The organism is Catenovulum agarivorans DS-2, assembly GCF_000568405.1.
In the GTDB taxonomy this organism is placed as follows: domain Bacteria; phylum Pseudomonadota; class Gammaproteobacteria; order Enterobacterales; family Alteromonadaceae; genus Catenovulum; species Catenovulum agarivorans_A.
The window spans coordinates 37,664-57,597 of record NZ_ARZY01000012.1; the positions used below are offsets into that span (position 1 = coordinate 37,664).

Sequence of the window (19,934 nt, forward strand, 5' to 3'; positions counted from 1 at the left end):
ACAAAATATAACCAGTATGATGCAAGCAAATAAACTTTATCCTAAATAAATTTTTATTGAACGTCGGCTCGCACATCAATCGACTGATTACGATTACGATATTGAATTTGAATAACCGCAGTGAGATCAGCGTTTAAATACAGATTAATGACATCTGCGTCATCATCTGCCCCATAACTGAGCTGCACTCTAGGTTCATCTTGGATAAAAGTTCGATCTGAAATATTTTGAATATCGTCTTCAGTAAAGGCGACGTCTGTATCAAAATCAATCGTTAAATCGGTGCCTATGCTAACTGTGCCCCTAGAATGTGTGCCAGAACTGGCCGTGACATTATAACTACCCGCGTACTTAACCACTAAGTCTGCATTGGGTATATCAGACCCTGGCTCAACATAATGGGTAAACTGGCCCAAAAAACTACCTGCAGAGCCGCTAACATTAATTTCATGAATACCACTACCAGTGAGCGAAACGGCGTAGTTGAAGCCATTAGTTTCGTCCATCCAAACATATTCACTGCCAATCATTTCAACTTTGTCTAGTTGCAATTCATCACCATCATCAGCTTCAGGGTTCGTATCAATAAACAAGGTACCTGAGCTCGAAAAGGTAAAATCAGCAAGTTGGTCTAAGTTATAGGGCGCACCCGCGTTCGCATGGGTAAATTGCATGTTTGCCTCTACACCCATAACTTCAGAGGGTAAAGTAACAATAGGATCACCACCAGAGTCATCATCCATATCATCGTCGCCGTCAGATGATATATCTAACTTACAGGCAGAAAGTAACACAATCGAAGAGAGTAAAATTGCTTGAGAATATTTAAACATAGCCCTTAATCCTTTTTGTATCGAATGGACCGCTCACTCATTCATTGTTAGTTTAAATAGTTTGGTTTATGTCTAAAAATTTTTCCAGTTTTATTGCTAAACCAGTTGAACTTTGATGTTGTAGTTAAAAGCTTTACAATAAAAACCAAGGTTAATTATTTAAAGGACGCTGTTTTGCCAACAAACTCAATTTGGGACGCACAATTTGTATATTCAACAGCTTGCAAGCTGGCGAATATCGCAGTTGCCGAGCAACAAAAACTCACCACAGAAATTAAACCAGACAATTCGATTGTTACTCAAGCTGACAAACTTGTAGAAGACACAGCAATTGCGGCTTTGGCAAACCCAGACAATGATACTTACGTAATTGGCGAAGAAACCATTAAAGAGCTTAGTCAAGCTCAATTAGACCAAGCACTGGCAGGCAGCTGCTACATTATCGACCCAATAGACGGTACAGTGCCGTATGCTTCTTTAACACCTTTATGGGGTATATCCATTGGTTTTGCTGACAAAGGCGAGTTGGCCGAAGGCTGTATCATATTGCCGGGCACGTTTGAAGCCATTATCACTCACCAAGGTAAGGTATTGTACGGAAAAGGCGTTGGTGAACTGCCTAAATTTGAACAATTGGTTGAATTGTCTCCAGAGCTTAAGAATAACTGCGACCACCCATCACGTGTATTGGTTATTAACCAATTAATCGCAAAAACAAAACAAGTAGAAGGGTTAACCCGTGGGGTTACAACATACTACAGTATTGTTTTTCCTTACGTTTATTTGGCACAAGGTCGAATGGCAGGAATTTGTGCAGGATTAAATATTTGGGATGCTGCAGCTGGCAGTGCAATTTTGCGTAATTTAGGGTTTTACCAAAGTTTTATCGATGGAACGCCACTGAGCTTTAATATAACCCAAGACTATGACTTTTCTAAATTCAAGCAAGGCCAAGCGCGCTCAAGGCAAATGATGATTGCCTCTAAAGACCAACAGTTTAGCCAAGCGCTTGTTACATGTATTAAATAAATACCTGCTGCGGCCTAATATTCTAATGCGATTACAAACCATGTAATCGCATTAATAGAATGGCAAATACCGACTTAACCATAGATTCATCGTTATTCTCAAACTGTATTCCTAACAAAGCTTTATCTTGAATACGTGCATTTTTGATCATGCCATACAGCTGGAAATCTGATTCAAAATCATCATTTACCCCAAAATCAATGCTCACTCGTTCATCAACCAGCTCAGAGATAGTGTTTTTGTTTAGCTGGCTTTCTTGCGCTTCAGTTAGATTAAATTCACACTTCAAACCAGTTAACGAAAAATCACTCACCATAGTTAGAAACTCAAAATCTTTATTAAGCAATCTAACCCCAGCCATAGCCTCAACTTTCAATCTTGGTTTAGACCTCAGTTGCTGACTGTGAGTCTGTGAAGGAAACGCAACCAATAACAGAGGCTCTCTTAGTTTGGATACACCTAATGATGGTGCTTTAAATGAAATGGCGTGAAGCATGTCTTTTGCAACCATAGTACGCAGGGTTAAATGCGTGCCAGGAACTAAGCCAAATTTATGATTGACCAGCGCACGTTTGTCTGGAAACTTTAAAATTAAATATTCCTGGTCGATCAAACCAACGTAGATCATTTGTACCGTTTGCATTTTATGACCAGTATCTAAATAAGTCACACTAATCGGTGCACCCGGTTTAAGTTCCAACAATAAACTCAATATTTAGTCTCCGCCTCACTGCACTAGCACTAATTAAGGCATAGGCACAGCAAATGCGCAAGCGATTTCAATAAGTTAACAAAAACATTGGTTTTAAGTAACATGCATATACTTGATTGGGTATAATAGGCAAAATTACACTTAATTAACGGCAAGTTATGAAAATTGCAGCTGTAATCATGGCCGCGGGGCAATCCAGCCGATTTAAAGATTGTAAACACCTCGCCCAAATTGGCGAAAGCTGCCTGCTGCGCCTTGTATATAAGTCACTCCAGCAAACCAATATTGACGATATATATATCATCACCGGCCATTGGCACCAGCAAATCAGTCAATACTTTGCACAGCATACAAATCAACACATCAACATACTATACAACCCCAACTGGCAAGCGGGCATAGGCAATTCCATTGCATTTGCGGTGTCGAAGCTAACAGACAAATACAATGCGATTTTGATTACCCTTGCCGACCAAGTCGCAATCACGGGTGCAGAATACCAACAACTGCTCGATACTTTTACCAATCAACAGGCCGATATTAGCTGTGCCCAATACAATCATACTAAGGGGGTTCCTGCAATATTTCGTCACACCACTTTTGCAGAGTTGTGTAAATTAGCTGGCGACAAAGGAGCCAAAAAGCTATTGAATAGCAGACAATTTAACTCGGTAACCTGTACGCTCGACAGTGCAGCTATTGATATAGATACTCAACAACAGTTACGCCAATACCTAGCGCACAAAATGGGTTAACCGACATAATAAAGTTTAAATGTACCCATTTGTTATCAATTGTTAACAAAGTGGCTTTTTACTGGCCTTTCTACTACAGATGCTCTAATCTAGCCGTTCTTTAATTTTAATAACTTAGTTTTTACTTATGAATTACAAATCAATCGTAAACTTTGCCAAAATATCTTTGTTAAGCGCTTCTATTTTATCTACCTCAGCATTCGCAACCATAGTCAAAATAAAAACCAACCAAGGTGATATCACAGTAAATTTATTTGACCAAACTACTCCTAAAACGGTCGAAAATTTCCTGCAATATGTAAATGACGATTCTTACGATAACTCAGTATTTCATCGTTCAGTAAAAGACTTTATTGTACAAGCCGGCAGCTACTCGTGGAGCATGCAAGGTGAACAAACTAAACCTCAGTTTAATTCGATTGAATCAGGCGAGGTAGTTGAGAACGAACCTTTATGGTCAAACGTTAAAGGCACAATTGCGATGGCGAAAACAGGCCAGGAGCACAGTGCAACTTCAGGCTGGTTTATCAACCTAAATGACGACAACGTAGAAAACCTAGACCTTCAAGCCAGCGGTTTTACCGTTTTTGGTCAAGTTACTGAAGGTATGGATATTGTTGAAAAAATTAATGCGCTAGAAATTTATAATGCAGGCAGTCCGTTTGACACAATTCCATTAGATAATGTACCAGACGATGCAAACTCTATTGAAACTGAATATCTAGTTATTATTAGTGATATTGAAGTGTTAGATTCTGCAGAAGATACAGCTGATGACTTGCAACCTGTTGCGAACACATTAATTTATCAAGAAAATATCGATACCATTGAAGACGGTATAGCAGCAATTGAAACGCTTATTGAGACATCTGAAAATAACCTAGCATTAGCCAAAACAGCACAAACTGCAGCCGCAGCGATTTCTGATGAAAAAGGTGAAACAGCTTCAGCCGCAGTGGTAAAAATTGAAGTAGCATTAAGCGCTTTAGACACGCTTCAAACAAAAGCGGAAGACATTTTAACCGATGCTAAAAATGGCCAAACCAATGGTGAATCAGTACTAACGATTATTGATTACCGCAACCAAATGGTTGACACCTATCAAGAAGTATTAAGTGAAGCAACGACCATTAGCAGTCAATTAAGCATAGCAGAAAGTGCAGCGAAAAAAGAAAGCTCTGGCGGCTCATTCTCATTTGGTTTTATTTTAGCCGCACTTGGCTTGTTGGGTTTTAGAAAAAAGTTTAATTAGTCCCCCTGATTAAACTCGGCCAGCAAAGCTTGTGCTGCGGTAAAGTCAAATTGATTTATTGCTTGTGCCAACTCTGCTAACAAAGCCTCTTGGTTGCTTCCAGCAAACATTGGAAGCAACTGTTCTACAACATCGACCGCTGAAGTGTCAAAATCAGCGATAGCCGACTCTAACTCCGCCATTAACTCTGCAACTTTTTCTTCATCAAAGTTTTGCACTTGTTTTTCAGTCGTCAAATCAGCAGCAGATATAGCAGTCAATACTTTATTAAGTGCTTGTAAAAGCGTTTGCTTATGTACCTCAAGCGCTGCATCAGAACTGGATATTGCCTCTTCTAAGCTTTTTGCTGCTCGGTGAGTTTGTTCTGCACCAATATTGCCTGAAGTACCTTTGAGCGTATGCACTAACCTTTTAGCTAAATCAACATTATCCGCGTCAATCGCTTGTGTTAGCTCTTGTTCAAAGTTTTTGCTGTTGTTGTAAAAGCTCTGTAATAGCTTCAAATATAATTTCTTATTGCCTTGAGTAGTGGCTAACCCTTTGGTGCTATCAATCCCCTCTATTTCGGGCACGCTGATGCTGTCGTCATTTTCAATAACAACTGGCCCCTGCCCTTTGATTGGCTTAGCCGGCTTTATCCACTTGGCCATCACAATAAACATATCATCAACATTGATAGGCTTAGCGATATGATCATTCATGCCTGCATCAATCACTTTTTCCCTATCGCCTGCCATTGCATTCGCAGTCATTGCGATAATTGGGAAGTCTTTGAATTTCGCTTTTTCACGAATGATTCGCGTTGCAGTATAGCCATCCATTATCGGCATTTGGCAATCCATTAATACACCGTCATAAACTTGTTTATCCAACATATCGACGGCTTCTTGGCCATTGTTTGCCAACTCTACCGATATATGGTTTTGATTTAATAGCTCAACCGCTAGCTCTTGGTTCATTTCATTGTCTTCTACCAATAAAATTTTCGCACCTTGTAAACTTTCAGCGGCTTGTTTTGCCAACTCATCGGTTGTGTCTGTGTTGGCAGGGCGAGCGACCTCTTTACCCATTGCCAATAAAATTTCATCTAACATGCTTGAAGGCGTGATGGGTTTAGTTAAAAAGCCCTTGATATCTAGCTCTGATGCCGCATCAATCGCATCTTCTTTGCCATATGCCGTCACCATAATAATTGAAGGTACATAACTAAGCTTGGCTTGAATTTGTTGCGCGGTTGCAACGCCATCCATCCCTGGCATTTTCCAATCCATAATAACCAAATGGAATGGGTCTGCTTCACTTGTATTTAGCAATATCGCTAACGCATCATGACCATCTTGCGCTTGTTCCGCTCTAAAACCGAACCCTGTAAGCATGGTGGTAAAAATATCACGTGCAGTTGCATTATCATCAACTACTAGAATACGTAACGCTCCCAACCGAGCAGAATCAACACTATAATTATTTTGTGCATTTTTTTGTTTGTCTATTAACACTTTAAAGCAAAATTCACTACCGTGGCCTAACTCACTTTCAACCCAAATTTCGCCATTCATCATTTCAGTAAGTTTTTTGCAAATTGTTAGGCCTAGGCCAGTACCACCGTATTTACGGGTAGTCGAGCTATCAGCTTGTGAAAACGATTGAAACAGTTTGTTTTGATGCTCGGCACTCATGCCGATACCTGTGTCCTTTACACAGCAATTTAATACAATTTGCTCTTGTTCAACGTCTTCTGCCCACAAGCTGACAACCACTTCACCGCCAGTTTCGGTAAATTTGACCGCGTTATTACCCAAATTGACCAGTATCTGCCCTAACCTTAGCGGATCACCAATTAATGCTAATGGCATATCAGCTGCAACACTGTAGTGTAATTCAATGCCTTTTTCTTCTGCTTTTAAACCAACTAAATTGGTTAAATCATCAAGGACATCCTCTAGCCTAAACGGAACTTTTTCGATGTTGAGTTTGCCAGCTTCGATTTTTGAAAAATCTAAAATATCGTTAATAATGCCCAATAGCGCTTCGGCGCTGCGGTGGACCTTATCAATGTAACTTCGTTGTTTTTGATCTAAATCAGTTTGCAATGCGAGATGACTCATACCTATTATCGCATTCATTGGTGTACGAATTTCATGTGACATATTCGCCAAAAAGTCACTCTTTGCTTGATTCGCCTGATTCGCATATTCTCGGGCTTGCACTAACTCGGTAATGTCGGTCGAAATTCCGCCTACCGCCATTAAATTTCCATCGGCATCATGCACAGGAAATTTATACGACATAAATATTTCCACTCGTCCATCTTCACGCGTCAACGTCTCTTCTGTTTGCAATGTTTCTAAACTTTGTGCAACTTTAAGGTCATTTTCGATGAATTTATCCGCTATTTTTGCTGGGAAGAGCTGTTTGTCGGTAAGGCCGACTAAATCATCTAAATCTAACTTAGTTATCTTTCTCCATTCTTTATTCACCAGCATATAACGGCCCTGTAAATCTTTTAAATAGATAAGCGCCGGCGAATTATCAATAACGGTTTGCAATAGCTGTCTACTTTCAGCAATGGCTTTTTCAGCCGCTTTACGGTCGGTAATGTCGCGAAGAGAGCTTGCAACCAATAAACCTTCGTCCGATTCAATCGGGCTAAGGCTAATCTCAACTGGAATCAACCGACCTGTTTTAGTCAATGCTTCTAAGTTGCGGTTTTGCCGCATCCCTCTGAATTCGGGACGTTTTAAATAGCTTGCTCTATAGCTTACATGCGCTTGGCGGTATTCTGCTGGCATTAGTATTTCAACGTTTTGCCCCAACAATTCAGCGCGCTCATAGCCGAACATTTCTTCGGCTCGCCGATTCACAATAGATATCGCCCCCTTGGCATTGGTGACTACCATAGGATCAGGCGCAGACTCAATTAAGTTATACAGTTGCGTTTGACTTTTAGTTAAATCAGCAGTGCGTTCATTAACTTTTTCTTCTAATTCATCGCGGGCTTTCAATAAAGAACGGTTAGCACGCTCTGCAACCCATGCGTTGATCGCCATTAAACTAAATGACAAAAATAGCGTAACGCCTAACACTGAATACAGGGTATTACGCGAAATGCTAAAGGCTTGCATTGCCTCCTGCTCATCTATTTCAGAGATAACCCCTAACTTAAGTTCATCATTCCACACCCATGCACCAAAGACGGGTTTTCCTCTAAAATCTACATAAGTTTCAGTTCGAACATTGCTAGTGCCATATAAAACCTGTTGAGCCGCGACAGTCAGTTCCGAGTTGTTGGCAACTCTGACATTCAGTAAACTCGATTGAGCAGGTTGGAGCTGTGATCTAGCAATCAATTCATCATTAAAGCGGCTTTCGCTAATTAAATAACCAGCTTGATTTATCGCATAGGTTTCACCAGTTTGACCTATCCGCCCGTTTTTAAAAATGTTTGAAAACTCTTCATTCGGATCAATTTCAGCCACCACAGCCGCTATGGCTTTGCCAGAATAGTCCAATACAGGTGCTGCAAAGTATAAATAAGCAGGGTCTTGTGGTGAACGCCGAGTAGGAGGTAAAAATAACGGGCGGCCACCAAACACAACCTTGTTTATTTGGCTTTGAATATGCGTAAATGATGGCGTGCCTTTAAATACGGCTGTTCCATCTGTTAACAGCATATAAATCTTCCAATTTTTGGCGTTTAAATCATCCAGCTCAAGTAAAGAGCGATAATCGGATAATGCGCTTGGTTCTTCACTCGCTCGAGTAGCCTCAGAAAACAAGGTATTCAATGAAGATTCACTGGCAATTAAAGATATTAATCTAAGCCTATCTTTAACCCAGTTATCTAAAGTCGCATGTGTAGACCTAAGTACAGTTGTTAATGTTTGTCCTGTTCGTTGTTTGGCAATACTTTCCTCGCGCTGCAGCGAGTTCCAAGTCAGAGCAAATACCACCACCAACACTGCAGCCAGAGACAACATAGCAAACATTCGCAACCTGCCCGACTGAAAAAACGACAAAACCTCACCACTGTTTTTGCTTAAATACAAAGCTAGAACAAGAAACGCCACTGCTAAACCTAGGGTGATAACAACCAACTGCACGAGTGGAAATTCATGACCTTGTTGAATATTTTTAATGTCTGATAAAACGACTTGCTCTTCTAATTGCTTAGTTAGCCAAGTTCTGCGGATTTGCTCGCGTTGAACAGGCGTGATTGTAGCCAACACTAAATTGAGAATTTCAACTAGCTCAGGCCAGTCTTTACGCACCCCCATAGCTACTTCAAAAACAAATTCAGTATCAAAATTAACTTTTAAATTTGTTAACGCCAATGCATTTACTCTTTCGATTGCACTGAGTTTGTTGGCAAGCATCCCGTCTAACTGCGATTCAGAAACGGCTTTTAAACCCTTGCTTATCGAATCAACAAATACGTAGTTAATATCAGGGTATTGCGCTTGCGCCCACTCGGTATTGGCATAGCCCTTTACAACGCCAACTTTAAGTGCTCTAACATTGGCCAACCCTTTAATCTTTGGAACCTCTCGGCGAGTAACCAACACAGTCGGAATTTTTAAATAAGGATCAGAAAAAAGTAAGTTTTCACTCCGCTGTGGCGTTTTAGCTAATCCAGGTATGACATCAATCTGACGAGCATTGGCCATGCTCATAACATCTTCCCACGAATCAGCGTCAACAACCTGAAAGTTAATATTGAGTTTTTGTTCTATTATCTTTCGATAGTCACTGATAATGCCCTGATGTTGTCCAGCAAGATCAACAAACTCAAAAGGTCGCCAATCTGGATCAACGCCAATTCGCATATGCTTGTTTTGCAACAACCAATTTTTTTGCTGTACGGTTAAATTTAATTTTTTGTTTGGCTCAATTACACTAAAGGCGTTCTCAAATTGCTCCACCAACTGACTCAGTATTTGAGAAAACGCTTGTTTATCAGCTTTGTAATTAGCTTGATTTAACAAGCCACGTGCAACAGTCAATTGTTGTTGTTTCACTTGAGCAATAACCAAGTGCTCGTGGTTATATAAAGCTTGATTCACATCGAGCAAAGACTGATACAACCCAGCGTATTGATTGTTAAGAATGAGCTTTAAATCAACCAAAGATTGCGCTAGCTTTTGTACGGCACCAGCATATTTTTCCTGCCATTTTTCATCGCCTGTGTAAGCGTAGGTGACTAATGAGCTGGTTAGAACCTCTTCTTGCAATTTAACTTCTGAAGTTAATTCAACAAAATGAATATAGTCTTGAGTTTGGTTTTTTTGTACCGCAGCTACCTTGGTTAAACCAACTAACAACACAGAGACGGTTAATCCAATAAACCCTAAAAATTTACACAAGTGGCTATTTTTTCCAGTCATAGCGCATCTCCCAAAATCACAGACTCATACTTAAAGCCATTGCGCTGTAAAATTTGTTTATAAGCATCCGTTTTTATTAAAACTTGCACTTGTTGTTCAATTTGTTTGATTAACGCCTCTGCCTGTGGATGTTTTTTAGAAACTGCGATAGAAACGGGCAACTTATAAATGCTGGGCGTTAATACTTTAAATGCACTATTCAACCCCAATTTATCCGACAGCTTGCGAAAGAAATGTTGATTATTAAGGGCAATATCATAACGGCCTGCAAATAAACCTCTTAGCTGCTCTTGCGAATCGTTTACAAATCGCTTTTTAAGATATTTGGCGGTGTCAAACTGGTCACCATAAGTCCAGCCGTATATAACACCTAGTTTATAGGGCGCAAGCTGCAATAATTGGCCTGTGTATGCCACCGAACTGTCCGCACGAACAATTAAGTCTTGAGTTTCATAAATGTGTGGCGTTTTCGTGAACAGCGCTATTTTGTTGCGTTCATCGGTAGCCGACAAATTCATCACCACATCTTGCTGGCCAGCTTCTAATTCAGCCAGCAGCAAACGCATATTCGGATATCGAGTCAGCTCAATTTGGTAATTCAATTGGTTAGCAATTAAACTAAATACCTCGTACGATACCCCTTTGAATACGCCGTTGTTATCCACGTAATAAAAAGGTGGGAAGTCTTGCGGTGCCCCAACACGCAGGGTTTTAACCTTATCATTTGCAACGGCCAAATGTACTGAAAAAATCATTACAAGCTTTAGTGAAAAGCTAACCCAGTAACGCATTGTCTTCACCTTGTTTTTGCTATTTGTTTAACCACGTTTAATGCTTAGTTAATTAAACAAATTAGTCTATTTGATCTTTATACTTTTGCTGAATTTCACGAACTCTAGGCAAACATTCAATAAATAATGGAACAAGTTGAGGGTCAAAATGCTGGCCAGCTTCCTCTTGCAACAAAGCGATAGCTTGTTCTTCTGACCAAGCTTTTTTGTAGGGACGCTCACTGGTTAATGCATCAAATACATCAGCAATTGCGACAATACGACCAGACAATGGAATATCTTCTCCAACCAAGCCAGATGGATAACCTTTGCCATTCCATTTTTCATGATGGGTTAAAGCAACTTCTCGTGCTAGTTGCAGTATGGGTGACGGGTGGTCTCCGATAATATCAACGCCATATTGCGTGTGTTTTTGCATAATGGCCCACTCTTCGGCATCTAATTTTCCTGGCTTTAATAAAACGCGATCAGGAATACCTATTTTGCCAATATCGTGCATCGGCGCTGCATTGTACAAAAGTTCGCACCACTCTTCTGGTTGACCCATTGCTTCAGCCAGAAAACGTGCAAACCAACTCATACGAATAACATGTGTACCAGTTTCGTTGTCTTTATATTCGGCAGCGCGACCAAGCCTACGAATAATTTCGATACGAGATTCATTTAATTCACGGGTTCGTTCTTTAACTAAAGCTTCTAAATGGCGAGATTGATTATATAACGACAATTGCGAGTGAACGCGCGCTAATACAATTGCTGGGCTAACAGGCTTAGTGATGTAGTCGACTGCTCCTAATTCGAATCCATGTTGCTCGTCTTGCGTTTCAGTTTTTGCAGTAACAAAAATAATTGGAATATGCGCGGTAGCAGGGTTTGACTTTAACGCTTGACATACTTGGTAACCATCCATCTCTGGCATCATGACATCAAGTAATATTAAGTCGGGTTTGTCTTGTCCTTGGGCAATTTGTAGCGCTAGTTTGCCAGTTAAGGCGGCTTTTATCTTATATTCATGCTTAAGTATACCTGAGAGTATTGCAATATTGTCAGGTGTATCGTCTACCACTAATATGGTTGCTTTGGTTTGTTCTGTCATAATGCGTCTCCATACAAAAACCACTAACTAAAGCAATTAGTTAAGTCAGTTGGGCCCAACACAGCGAAGCGGTGCTTGAACTTTAATTCGAGCTATACATCTCTATTTAAAGTGCAATTTTCACCCTGCCCACACAAAGATTAGCAGATTTTGTAGATTATAGTAATCTTCTAACTGATGGATATGACGATAAAATGACCATGGGTAGTTACAAACAGAACGAAAGTCACATTGCGACACTTTCGCTTATAACAATTAAACCTAAACCACCTGCACACCGTACTAATAACAACTAACAAATTATAAGCAGGACATTAAATATGTTGTCATTTTTCAAAAAAGATCCAATCAAAAAACTGAATAAACTATATGCAGCTAAACTTGAACAAGCGATGTGGGCGCAAAGAAATGGGGACATCAGGTCTTATGCCATGCTAACCGCAGAGGCAGAGAAAATAGCTGAAGAAATTGAACAGCTAAAAAATTCGAGCCAGTAAGTATAAACCGTTAAACAAGCAAAGTAGACTTTTGTGTGAAATAAATAAAACGCAATATAAAATATGCGGGAAAACAACTAAAGCAACATTGCGTCGCTTTAGTTTTAGCAAACTTTATGCTCGACCCATAAAACGAACTTCTTCAGTGTTCACTTTTACCCGGTCACCAGTAGAAATATGCTCTGGTACTTGAATAACCAAACCTGTGGTCAAAGTAGCAGGTTTAGTACGTGCACTAGCAGATGCACCTTTAATTGATGGTGCGGTTTCAGTAATCACTAGCTCAACACTCGGTGGTAATTCAACCATTACTGGGTTGCCTTCAACCAATACCACAACCAAACCTTGGGTATCGTCAGCAATAAATTTAGCTTCTTCTTCAATGGTCTCTTTATTTAAGTGGTACGGCGTATAGTCTTCGCTGTCCATAAATACAAACTCATCACCATCCATATAAGAGAAAGTCACAGGACGACGCGCTAAATCAGCCACATTCAGCATATCTTCGGCTTTAAATGTATGGTCAATTTTGCCACCCGTAACCACATTGTACATGCGCATACGGTACAAACTTCCACCAGCTCTACCTTGTGGCACAGAGCGCTCAATATCTCGAACAATTACCACACCACCATCAAACTCGATGGCCATATTTTTTTTAATTTCACTTGCCTTTGGCATAACTAAGCCCTTAAACGCTTATAGAAAATTTTCGCGAATTTAGCAGAAAGCGTAAGCGTCGCCAAGTAGAGTTTAGTTAGATTTTTTTACATCATGTGATATATTAAAATCTATCATTTGATAGGAGTGCATCTATGAATCAATTTAATCCAATTATTGAAGAAACAACGAGCGTTTGGGACAGTGTAGGTATTCCACCACGTGGGAATGAATTGTACGCAGCACTCAACAAAGGATTATCATTTGATGTTTTTCGACAAATATCAGAGTTAACTCAGTTAGATAAAAAAGAAATTGCCAATGTTATTCATTTGGCACCTGCTACATTGGCAAGGCGGGCAAAAGCGGGACATTTTAATCGTGAAGAAAGCGATAAGTTTTACCGCTTCACCGAAGTGGTGAACGCCGCGGTTGAATTATTTGAAGGTGACCTTACGGCCGCTAATCAATGGCTTAAACGCCCAGTTAAAGGCTTAGGTGGAAAAAAGCCGATTGAAATGTTAGGCACCAGCGCTGAGAGCGAAGCTGTGTTAGACCTAATCGGACGACTAGAACACGGCGTATTTGCGTGATAGCCATCTATAGAATTGTTAAAAAGAAATGGGCAGCTTCAGCTTTTGATGGTGAAGGCGCACGTTTATTTGGCGGCCGTTGGAATAACAAAGGCAAAGCCTGTATTTATGCTGCAAGCAGTGAATCTTTAGCCTTGTTGGAAATTCTGGTTCACTTGGAATCAGATGCAATTTTAAACTCATACACCCTGCTAAAATCAAAACTTCCAACTACAGAAATAATGACATTAGGTACACTACCTAAAAATTGGCAAGCAGAGCCTGCACCAGCACAAACAGCCGTAATTGGTGATCAGTGGCTCAAAAGTGGAAAGAGTTTAGCCTTACAAGTACCAAGCGTAATCGTACCGCGTGAATATAACTATTTAATAAACCCCTTACATCCAGCAATGAAAACTGTGTTAGCGTCAGTTGAAGAAATTGAAATTAGTATAGATTCAAGATTGGTTTGAGCCATAGCTACTGATACGCCTCTCCAGACACCTCTGAAAACTGAATAAACTTTAGCCTAGTACTAAATGGAAGTTGTGTTAAAATCAATTCAAAGTTAAACACTGAGGGTGTCTCAATGCCAAACGTAATTGTGAATAAAAAAGCTAAGGTAAGCCGCAGTCAAAAAAATGCGTTAGGTGATTGGAAAAAACTTAGTACCTATGCCCATTACGGCTCTGTAGCCGCACAAAAACTGGCTAAACAACAAGGTGTTGCAATAACTGTAATTGAGAACGGTAGTGTGGTAAAAATTGCGCCAGATGGCAGTAAAACAAAGGTTGAACGCAAATCAACTTCAACACCTGCAACCTTCCATCCTCTTCAACTTGGCTAAACATGCCTAGAGTAAGATTAATTGCAGGGCCGAATGGTTCTGGTAAAACGACCCTTTTCAAAACGCTTCAACAACACCAAGACGTACATTTTGGCCAATATATAAACCCAGATGACGTCGCAGACACTTTAAAAGGCTTCAAACCAACAAATTCTGCCAAGCCACTTATTGACGATGATAGATATAAAGCAGCACAAAATATATGTGTAGGGTTGCGTGACAAGTATTTAGAACAGGGTTTATCTTTAACCTATGAATCTGTGATGAGCCATGCGAGCCACCTCGACTATATTAAAACGGCAAACTCCAAAGGCTTTAAAACTTACCTGTACTACACTTGCATTAACGACCCTGACGTCAATATTGAGCGTGTTTCTGCACGAGTTAAAACAGGAGGCCACCCTGTACCAACCGACAAAATTGTAAAGCGCTATTTTGCTAGCCTAGAGCAGCTATTTGAAATGGCTTCAATTTGCCACAGAGCTTACTTTTTTGACAACTCGTTTACCCAAGAATTATTTGCCGAAAAATCAGAAAATAACCTATTAAAAATAGACCAATCGAGATACAACCAAATTGCCCCAATTTGGTTTCAAGAATATGTACTAAGCAAGTGGGATAAGGATTTACTGAGGTTGATTGAGTATTCGTAAATCTATGGTGGCCTGATGTTTAACCGCACCAATTTATTGAATAATACCCATCAGCCACAGCACGATGAAAACTCGAATAGGGCCAGTCTTTTACCTGACAAACCAAACCATGTTTTAGCGGATTAATATGTACATAATTGATATGGTTGATCAAATCAGCCTCATTACGAATGGTATGTTCCCAGAACCGCTTTTGCCAGATTGGGCTATCAGTAAAATGTGATCTTGTGCCAGATGACATTTCCGATTTAGATAAAAGATAGCGAAATCGTTTTTTGATTTCGCGCCAACGCCCAGAATAATCACAATCCCCTTCAGGCAAAGTCCAGACTGCATGTAAATGATTTGGCAACACCACCCAAGCTTCAATTGTAAACGGCCTCTGCTGCTTTACTCGACGTACCGCCTCACGCAATAAATCCACTTGCTCAACCAGCAACTGACTCTTTTTATCCTGCAAACTCACCGTAAAAAAATATGACCCACCTTCCACATACATCCTTCTATACCGCATCCCTGCCCTCCATTTTTATCTTTGCCACATCCTATTGTAGGTCTGGTAAGCCAGAGGCGCACCTGACAATTTTGAGGTGAGTCGAAGATTGGCATCCGTTCACTGAACAGCCGTCTTATCTTGAGCTCACTTCCCACTTAGAACAAAACACCACTTGTAACTGCTTGGCCCAGCTCCCCTTGAGCGAAATTTAATATTTCTCCCAGGCATTCCTAACTTCCGAAAATTCAATGTCAGATTTAGATATATCAAACCAATCATTAACAACGTTCGGTATAGTCATATTTTTGAGTGAATAATAGTCTTTCAACGCAGAAGCCAACCTTACGGCACAGCTTCTTAAATTTATTTTAAATTCAAACTCGATATTTAACTCTTGAGTACTCGGATTCGTCTCGGTCAATAATCTCAACAATCTATTTTGAACTTTTTTATCTAAATTTGAGGTAAACGATTGAGGATTATTTTTTACGATATCAATTACAACCCAAAGAGCTTGCGTAAGCATGTTTGTATTATTCCAAGTAATAAATTGCCCCAACATTTCAGTTAAGTCTGTTTGGTATTCCTTACCGCTTTGAGTTTTTAACATAACTGGAATCGCTAGAAGTGCATCTCTTTGAACTTCGATATCACATGACAGCATATTTGTTTCAATTTTATTTAAAACAATATCAACACTTTCTGGTTTTAAATCACAAAACGCAGCTTCAGCCTTTAAGGTATTTATACCTAGCTCTTCCATTCCTACTATTATGCGGGTTAATTCTAGAATTATTGCTTGCTCATTATTATCTAATTTTGGTAAGACTACCGAGCTAAGAATTTTGACTACTTCGTTGAATCTCAGATTAAACTCTTTGTCACCCCCAAAAAACAAATACCGTTCTTTTGGCTCATTTTTTTCTTGTTCGACCCATTGTTTGTCTGTATCCCACCACTCAATCAATTTATGCGCAAAATATTTGATATCGTCTTGCCCCCAGATGTTTATATGAGGGCGACTTGCACCAGCTATCTCATCTAACAAACTAATTTTGCCACCTAACAAACTAAACCCATTTTCCTTACCTCTAATGGGAAAAGTCTCGGTATAAATATACTTTTTAAAATTTGCCAAAGTATCGACATCTTGAGGTTTAGGTAAGTTTAAATATGCAAATCTGTAGTAAATAGATTTTTCAGGCAAACCAAATTTATCAGTTTGTTGGTATAAACCATCTGCAAATTTGTTCTGCTCTTCACTATTAAGTAAATCAAGCGAAATTAAAGTGTCACAGCTTGCTATTGCCCATTCACGCTTTGCTTGATTTTTTGTAGTTAAATTATCCAATAATGTGCGAATTTTATCTCTATCAAGCCCTAACGAGCTTTCATCTGATAGGGCCTACTTTTTAATATTCAATCTCAAAAACGGATTGAAAAAATCGTCTTCGGTTCTTGGATTTATATCTTCTGGAAAATCGATTTCCAGTAGCTTCGGAATCAATTGATATTGTTCAATATCCGTAAAAGATTCAATTAAACGCCTAACCAAATGTCCAAAGTTCATATATCTTCGTTTGTGGGAAGATTTATACGTTTTTACCACAAAATCTAACACTTCAATTCTCGTATTGTAACTCGCTTTACAGCACAGCCTTGAAACTACCTCTGGTAAAATTTTTGCCAAACGAGATGCTAAATTGGACTGGCTGTAATCGACCAACAAACTGAGCTCTGCTGCCGAATCATTCAGTGCTTGTATACATTGGTTAATGAGCAAATCAATTTCACCCGTTGGAAAGGCGAATATAAACTCTCGACTGAATAAATTATCTACAACCTTTAATTCACCTGTTCGCACTAAAGTTGCAATAGTCCAAAACGGCAAATCTTTTTGAATGAATTTCAAACTATTTTCTGCGCTTTTTTTAGTGTTCAAATGCCAATTTTTAACAGCAAAGGGTAAACCTATTTCTTCAGAAAAACGTAGGATTGAAGTAGCCTTTACCAGAGAACCGTAACCATTATTATGATGAGAGCTTGATGTTTGCCTACCAATATCGAAACTTGGTTTAATTGTATTTGTGCTTGGCGAATCAACAGAAATAGATAGTTTAAATTCGAATAATTTAATTTCCCCCCAAGGATCAACCCTTTTATCCAGTAACTCATCCCACCGTTCCCGCAGTATTTTATTTTCAAGATTTTTATTATTCTGCCGAACCTCCGTCAATAATCGCCTCCATTCTTCACAACGACTATTACCCTTTTCTTTATTTGCTAACAAATCTTCCCAATCATCTTCAGGATTAAGAGCGACAGGTTCGTGCTCGTACTTTATTGTGGACGCGCCTATCGCGGAAACACTATCTCTTGAATTTTGCCGCTGTGTAACAAACAGCTCTTTGATTTGATTACGTTCTTCTGGTGTTTCTGGCGATGGATCCCTGAATGAATCGTGATTAATATCTCTTAAACTTCTGTAGATTAGAATTTGGTAGGCCTCATGACTTGCGTACAAGCAACTCAAACCATTAATATCTGAAATCGCCTTTTTTCTTGTTGCAGCTAATGCTAACTTTGCTTTTTTATCTGCATCGTCAAGAACACCACACTCAGCCAGCGCCATAATTCGTTTGCTTTGCCAATAAGGTAATGTTGGTGCAGACTGCCAACTTTTAATTGCTTCGTGAACTTTTTTGATGTCAAAAGTGAAAACAGCAAATAAATATCTTTCGTAATACACAAATTGTTTTTGTTCTTCACTTAAAAAAGCAAAAAAGACATTTGTTTGTGCATTAAGTTTTTCCCATTCTTCGAGTTTCCCATCTTCACGATAAAATCGAAATAATGACAGAAAAACTTCTAACCATGCTTTTTGAATTAACTTCCAGTTAAAACCCCTGTTATGAATATTATTCGGCCGGCCATTAGTTGATGCCTTGCTAACCTTTTGCTCAAAAGGTTCATATTTTTTCAATAATTCCTCGCATGTATTGGCCAATAAATCAGAGATGAGTGGAACTAAGCATCTATCTAAACGCCACAATAATTCAGCCATTAATAAAATATCTAATTCATCATCCGTAAAATAATTAGAATCGCCTTCTTTACTCTCGAAAAATTGAACCCAGTGATTTGTTTGAAACCAAAGTGTTTCCCTGTTGGCATTTGGTAAGATTAACCACCCTGGATAATTCTTTCGCGCTTCCTGCCAAACTGACAATAATTTTTTAAACTCTTGAGGTGAATCAGTTGGATTCATTTTCTGATGTTCAGGAAAAGTCATGCTATCGGAATGAGGCCAATCGAGGTGGTAAACATTTTGATCGTTTAAGTATTCAATAACTTTGTTTAAAGCAAGGCCATGATCTTTATAGTCTTCTCCGCTACAAAGTCCAATGTTAACAATATTAATATTTTGTTTCGCTAACATGCTCTGCCTAGCCGACGTCAAATTAAATACACCTATCAAATAAATTTTTTGGGTATTTTGGCTCTCTAGTTGATCTCTCAGCCACCCAATCCATTGCAGAAAATTGGGGTCGTCCCCAGAAAATCCAATTAAACAAATCGTATTTTCCATAAATGATTGCCTAACTGTATTAACAAATGGCGCAAATTTTTCAGGGTAAGTACGATAATCTTCTTCGGTTAAAATAAAAGGTCTTTGTGACGGGAAACTACCATGAAGTTTAACGATTCGTGGAGAACAGGCAGACGCTAAATCAAGCTTATTGTGGACTGGTGTATATTTTCGTTTTGTAACGTTATCAGTAGCACGCTCCAACAATGTATCATAGTTGGTCGTGAATACATCAACCCAAGGTAACTCAAGCAGTTTTGAGTGTAATTCAGACGGTTCAACACTCTCATCAGGGATCAATTTTCTAAGTAAATCATCTAACGCTGGACGGCCGATAGTCGCTTCAGCTTCTTCTGCAATACGCAATAAACTCGAATATCTTTTAGCATCTTCGTTTGGCTCGCATCCATGTGCTTGCTCATACAACCGATCTCCCAATTCTCCCCAGAGAGGGAAATTGTTGCTTGCATTACGGCTAAACCCGGAGCCAACCAATACAGATGCTCTGCCAGCATATAACCTCTCAGCAATTTTATTTAAGTGGGCAAGTATAGATTTAGGGAATTGATGTTTTTTAGCTGATGACATATTTCATCCTTGATGAATTTATTTTTGCACACAACAAACCATATACCACAACCGTAAAAATTCCAATAAAAACAGCACATTGAACTGACGTTTTTTTGTATCTACAAGTTCAATATAACTGCGAGTTTGATAGAGACAAACGACCCATAAACAAAAAACGTTAGATGCGCCTTTAGTTTATCT

The 19,934-nt window shown here is 39.3% G+C and carries 17 protein-coding genes; 8 read left to right on the forward strand and 9 right to left on the reverse strand.

Translation table 11 applies throughout. The features are described 5' to 3' along the window. Nucleotides 1-53: 53 nt before the first annotated feature. Entirely contained in the window at nucleotides 54-833 is a 780-nt protein-coding gene (locus DS2_RS08065; protein ID WP_035014219.1) for a hypothetical protein, read from the reverse strand. Between the two features lie 174 nt (nucleotides 834-1,007). Between DS2_RS08065 and DS2_RS19780 the strand changes: the two genes are divergently transcribed. Beyond that, nucleotides 1,008-1,862 carry an inositol monophosphatase family protein gene (locus DS2_RS19780; protein ID WP_160168550.1) on the forward strand — a complete coding sequence of 285 codons (855 nt, stop codon included), beginning with the start codon at nucleotides 1,008-1,010 and terminating at the stop codon, nucleotides 1,860-1,862. A 31-nt stretch (nucleotides 1,863-1,893) separates the two neighbouring features. On the opposite strand, the gene DS2_RS08075 is transcribed toward DS2_RS19780, so the two are convergent. Next, complete coding sequence (locus tag DS2_RS08075; protein ID WP_035014220.1) at nucleotides 1,894-2,574, reverse strand: PilZ domain-containing protein; 681 nt, start codon at nucleotides 2,572-2,574, stop codon at nucleotides 1,894-1,896. Nucleotides 2,575-2,732: 158 nt separating this feature from the next. Here DS2_RS08075 and DS2_RS08080 point away from each other — a divergent pair, with 158 nt between their 5' ends. Next, nucleotides 2,733-3,329 (forward strand): nucleotidyltransferase family protein, encoded by a 597-nt coding sequence (locus tag DS2_RS08080; RefSeq protein ID WP_035014221.1) that lies wholly within the window; start codon nucleotides 2,733-2,735, stop codon nucleotides 3,327-3,329. Nucleotides 3,330-3,456: 127 nt separating this feature from the next. Beyond that, nucleotides 3,457-4,581 (forward strand): peptidylprolyl isomerase, encoded by a 1,125-nt coding sequence (locus DS2_RS19785; protein WP_051479728.1) that lies wholly within the window; start codon nucleotides 3,457-3,459, stop codon nucleotides 4,579-4,581. Here the strand turns inward: DS2_RS19785 and DS2_RS19790 are convergent. The 3 genes from DS2_RS19790 to DS2_RS08100 form a co-directional block, all read right to left on the reverse strand. Next, the gene (locus DS2_RS19790) at nucleotides 4,578-9,962 is read right to left on the reverse strand and encodes a response regulator (RefSeq protein WP_051479729.1); all 5,385 of its coding nucleotides are present in this window, start codon (nucleotides 9,960-9,962) and stop codon (nucleotides 4,578-4,580) included. The genes DS2_RS19785 and DS2_RS19790 overlap by 4 nt on opposite strands. Beyond that, the gene (locus DS2_RS08095; protein ID WP_035014222.1) at nucleotides 9,959-10,753 is read right to left on the reverse strand and encodes a substrate-binding periplasmic protein; all 795 of its coding nucleotides are present in this window, start codon (nucleotides 10,751-10,753) and stop codon (nucleotides 9,959-9,961) included. Before DS2_RS08095 ends, DS2_RS19790 begins: the two co-directional genes overlap by 4 nt. A gap of 61 nt (nucleotides 10,754-10,814) precedes the next feature. After that, entirely contained in the window at nucleotides 10,815-11,849 is a 1,035-nt protein-coding gene (locus DS2_RS08100) for a response regulator (protein ID WP_035014223.1), read from the reverse strand. A 320-nt stretch (nucleotides 11,850-12,169) separates the two neighbouring features. Between DS2_RS08100 and DS2_RS20420 the strand changes: the two genes are divergently transcribed. After that, nucleotides 12,170-12,346 carry a DUF6435 family protein gene (locus DS2_RS20420; protein WP_152537571.1) on the forward strand — a complete coding sequence of 59 codons (177 nt, stop codon included), beginning with the start codon at nucleotides 12,170-12,172 and terminating at the stop codon, nucleotides 12,344-12,346. A 114-nt stretch (nucleotides 12,347-12,460) separates the two neighbouring features. Here DS2_RS20420 and yeiP read toward each other — a convergent pair whose 3' ends face one another. Further along, on the reverse strand, nucleotides 12,461-13,027 hold the full coding sequence (gene yeiP, locus DS2_RS08105) for an elongation factor P-like protein YeiP (RefSeq protein ID WP_035014224.1): 567 nt from the start codon (nucleotides 13,025-13,027) through the stop codon (nucleotides 12,461-12,463). A 134-nt stretch (nucleotides 13,028-13,161) separates the two neighbouring features. Between yeiP and DS2_RS08110 the strand changes: the two genes are divergently transcribed. The 4 genes from DS2_RS08110 to DS2_RS08125 all read left to right on the forward strand — a co-directional run bounded on the left by DS2_RS08110 (nucleotide 13,162) and on the right by DS2_RS08125 (nucleotide 15,078). Next, on the forward strand, nucleotides 13,162-13,599 hold the full coding sequence (locus DS2_RS08110; protein ID WP_035014226.1) for an antitoxin Xre/MbcA/ParS toxin-binding domain-containing protein: 438 nt from the start codon (nucleotides 13,162-13,164) through the stop codon (nucleotides 13,597-13,599). Next, nucleotides 13,596-14,051, forward strand: coding sequence for an RES family NAD+ phosphorylase (locus DS2_RS08115; protein WP_035014227.1), 456 nt, complete (start codon nucleotides 13,596-13,598; stop codon nucleotides 14,049-14,051). Before DS2_RS08110 ends, DS2_RS08115 begins: the two co-directional genes overlap by 4 nt. A gap of 116 nt (nucleotides 14,052-14,167) precedes the next feature. Then, nucleotides 14,168-14,425 (forward strand): hypothetical protein, encoded by a 258-nt coding sequence (locus DS2_RS08120; RefSeq protein WP_016955354.1) that lies wholly within the window; start codon nucleotides 14,168-14,170, stop codon nucleotides 14,423-14,425. 2 nt (nucleotides 14,426-14,427) lie between these two features. After that, nucleotides 14,428-15,078: a zeta toxin family protein gene (locus DS2_RS08125; RefSeq protein WP_035014228.1), complete on the forward strand. Its 651-nt coding sequence runs from the start codon at nucleotides 14,428-14,430 to the stop codon at nucleotides 15,076-15,078. 19 nt (nucleotides 15,079-15,097) lie between these two features. On the opposite strand, the gene DS2_RS08130 is transcribed toward DS2_RS08125, so the two are convergent. The 3 genes from DS2_RS08130 to DS2_RS19795 form a co-directional block, all read right to left on the reverse strand. Beyond that, nucleotides 15,098-15,592: an REP-associated tyrosine transposase gene (locus DS2_RS08130; RefSeq protein WP_035014229.1), complete on the reverse strand. Its 495-nt coding sequence runs from the start codon at nucleotides 15,590-15,592 to the stop codon at nucleotides 15,098-15,100. Nucleotides 15,593-15,782: 190 nt separating this feature from the next. Continuing rightward, a complete protein-coding gene (locus DS2_RS08135; protein ID WP_035014230.1) occupies nucleotides 15,783-16,925 on the reverse strand; it encodes a hypothetical protein in 1,143 nt (380 codons plus the stop codon). Nucleotides 16,926-16,979: 54 nt separating this feature from the next. Then, nucleotides 16,980-19,751 (reverse strand): SIR2 family protein, encoded by a 2,772-nt coding sequence (locus tag DS2_RS19795; RefSeq protein WP_051479730.1) that lies wholly within the window; start codon nucleotides 19,749-19,751, stop codon nucleotides 16,980-16,982. Nucleotides 19,752-19,934: the final 183 nt, after the last annotated feature.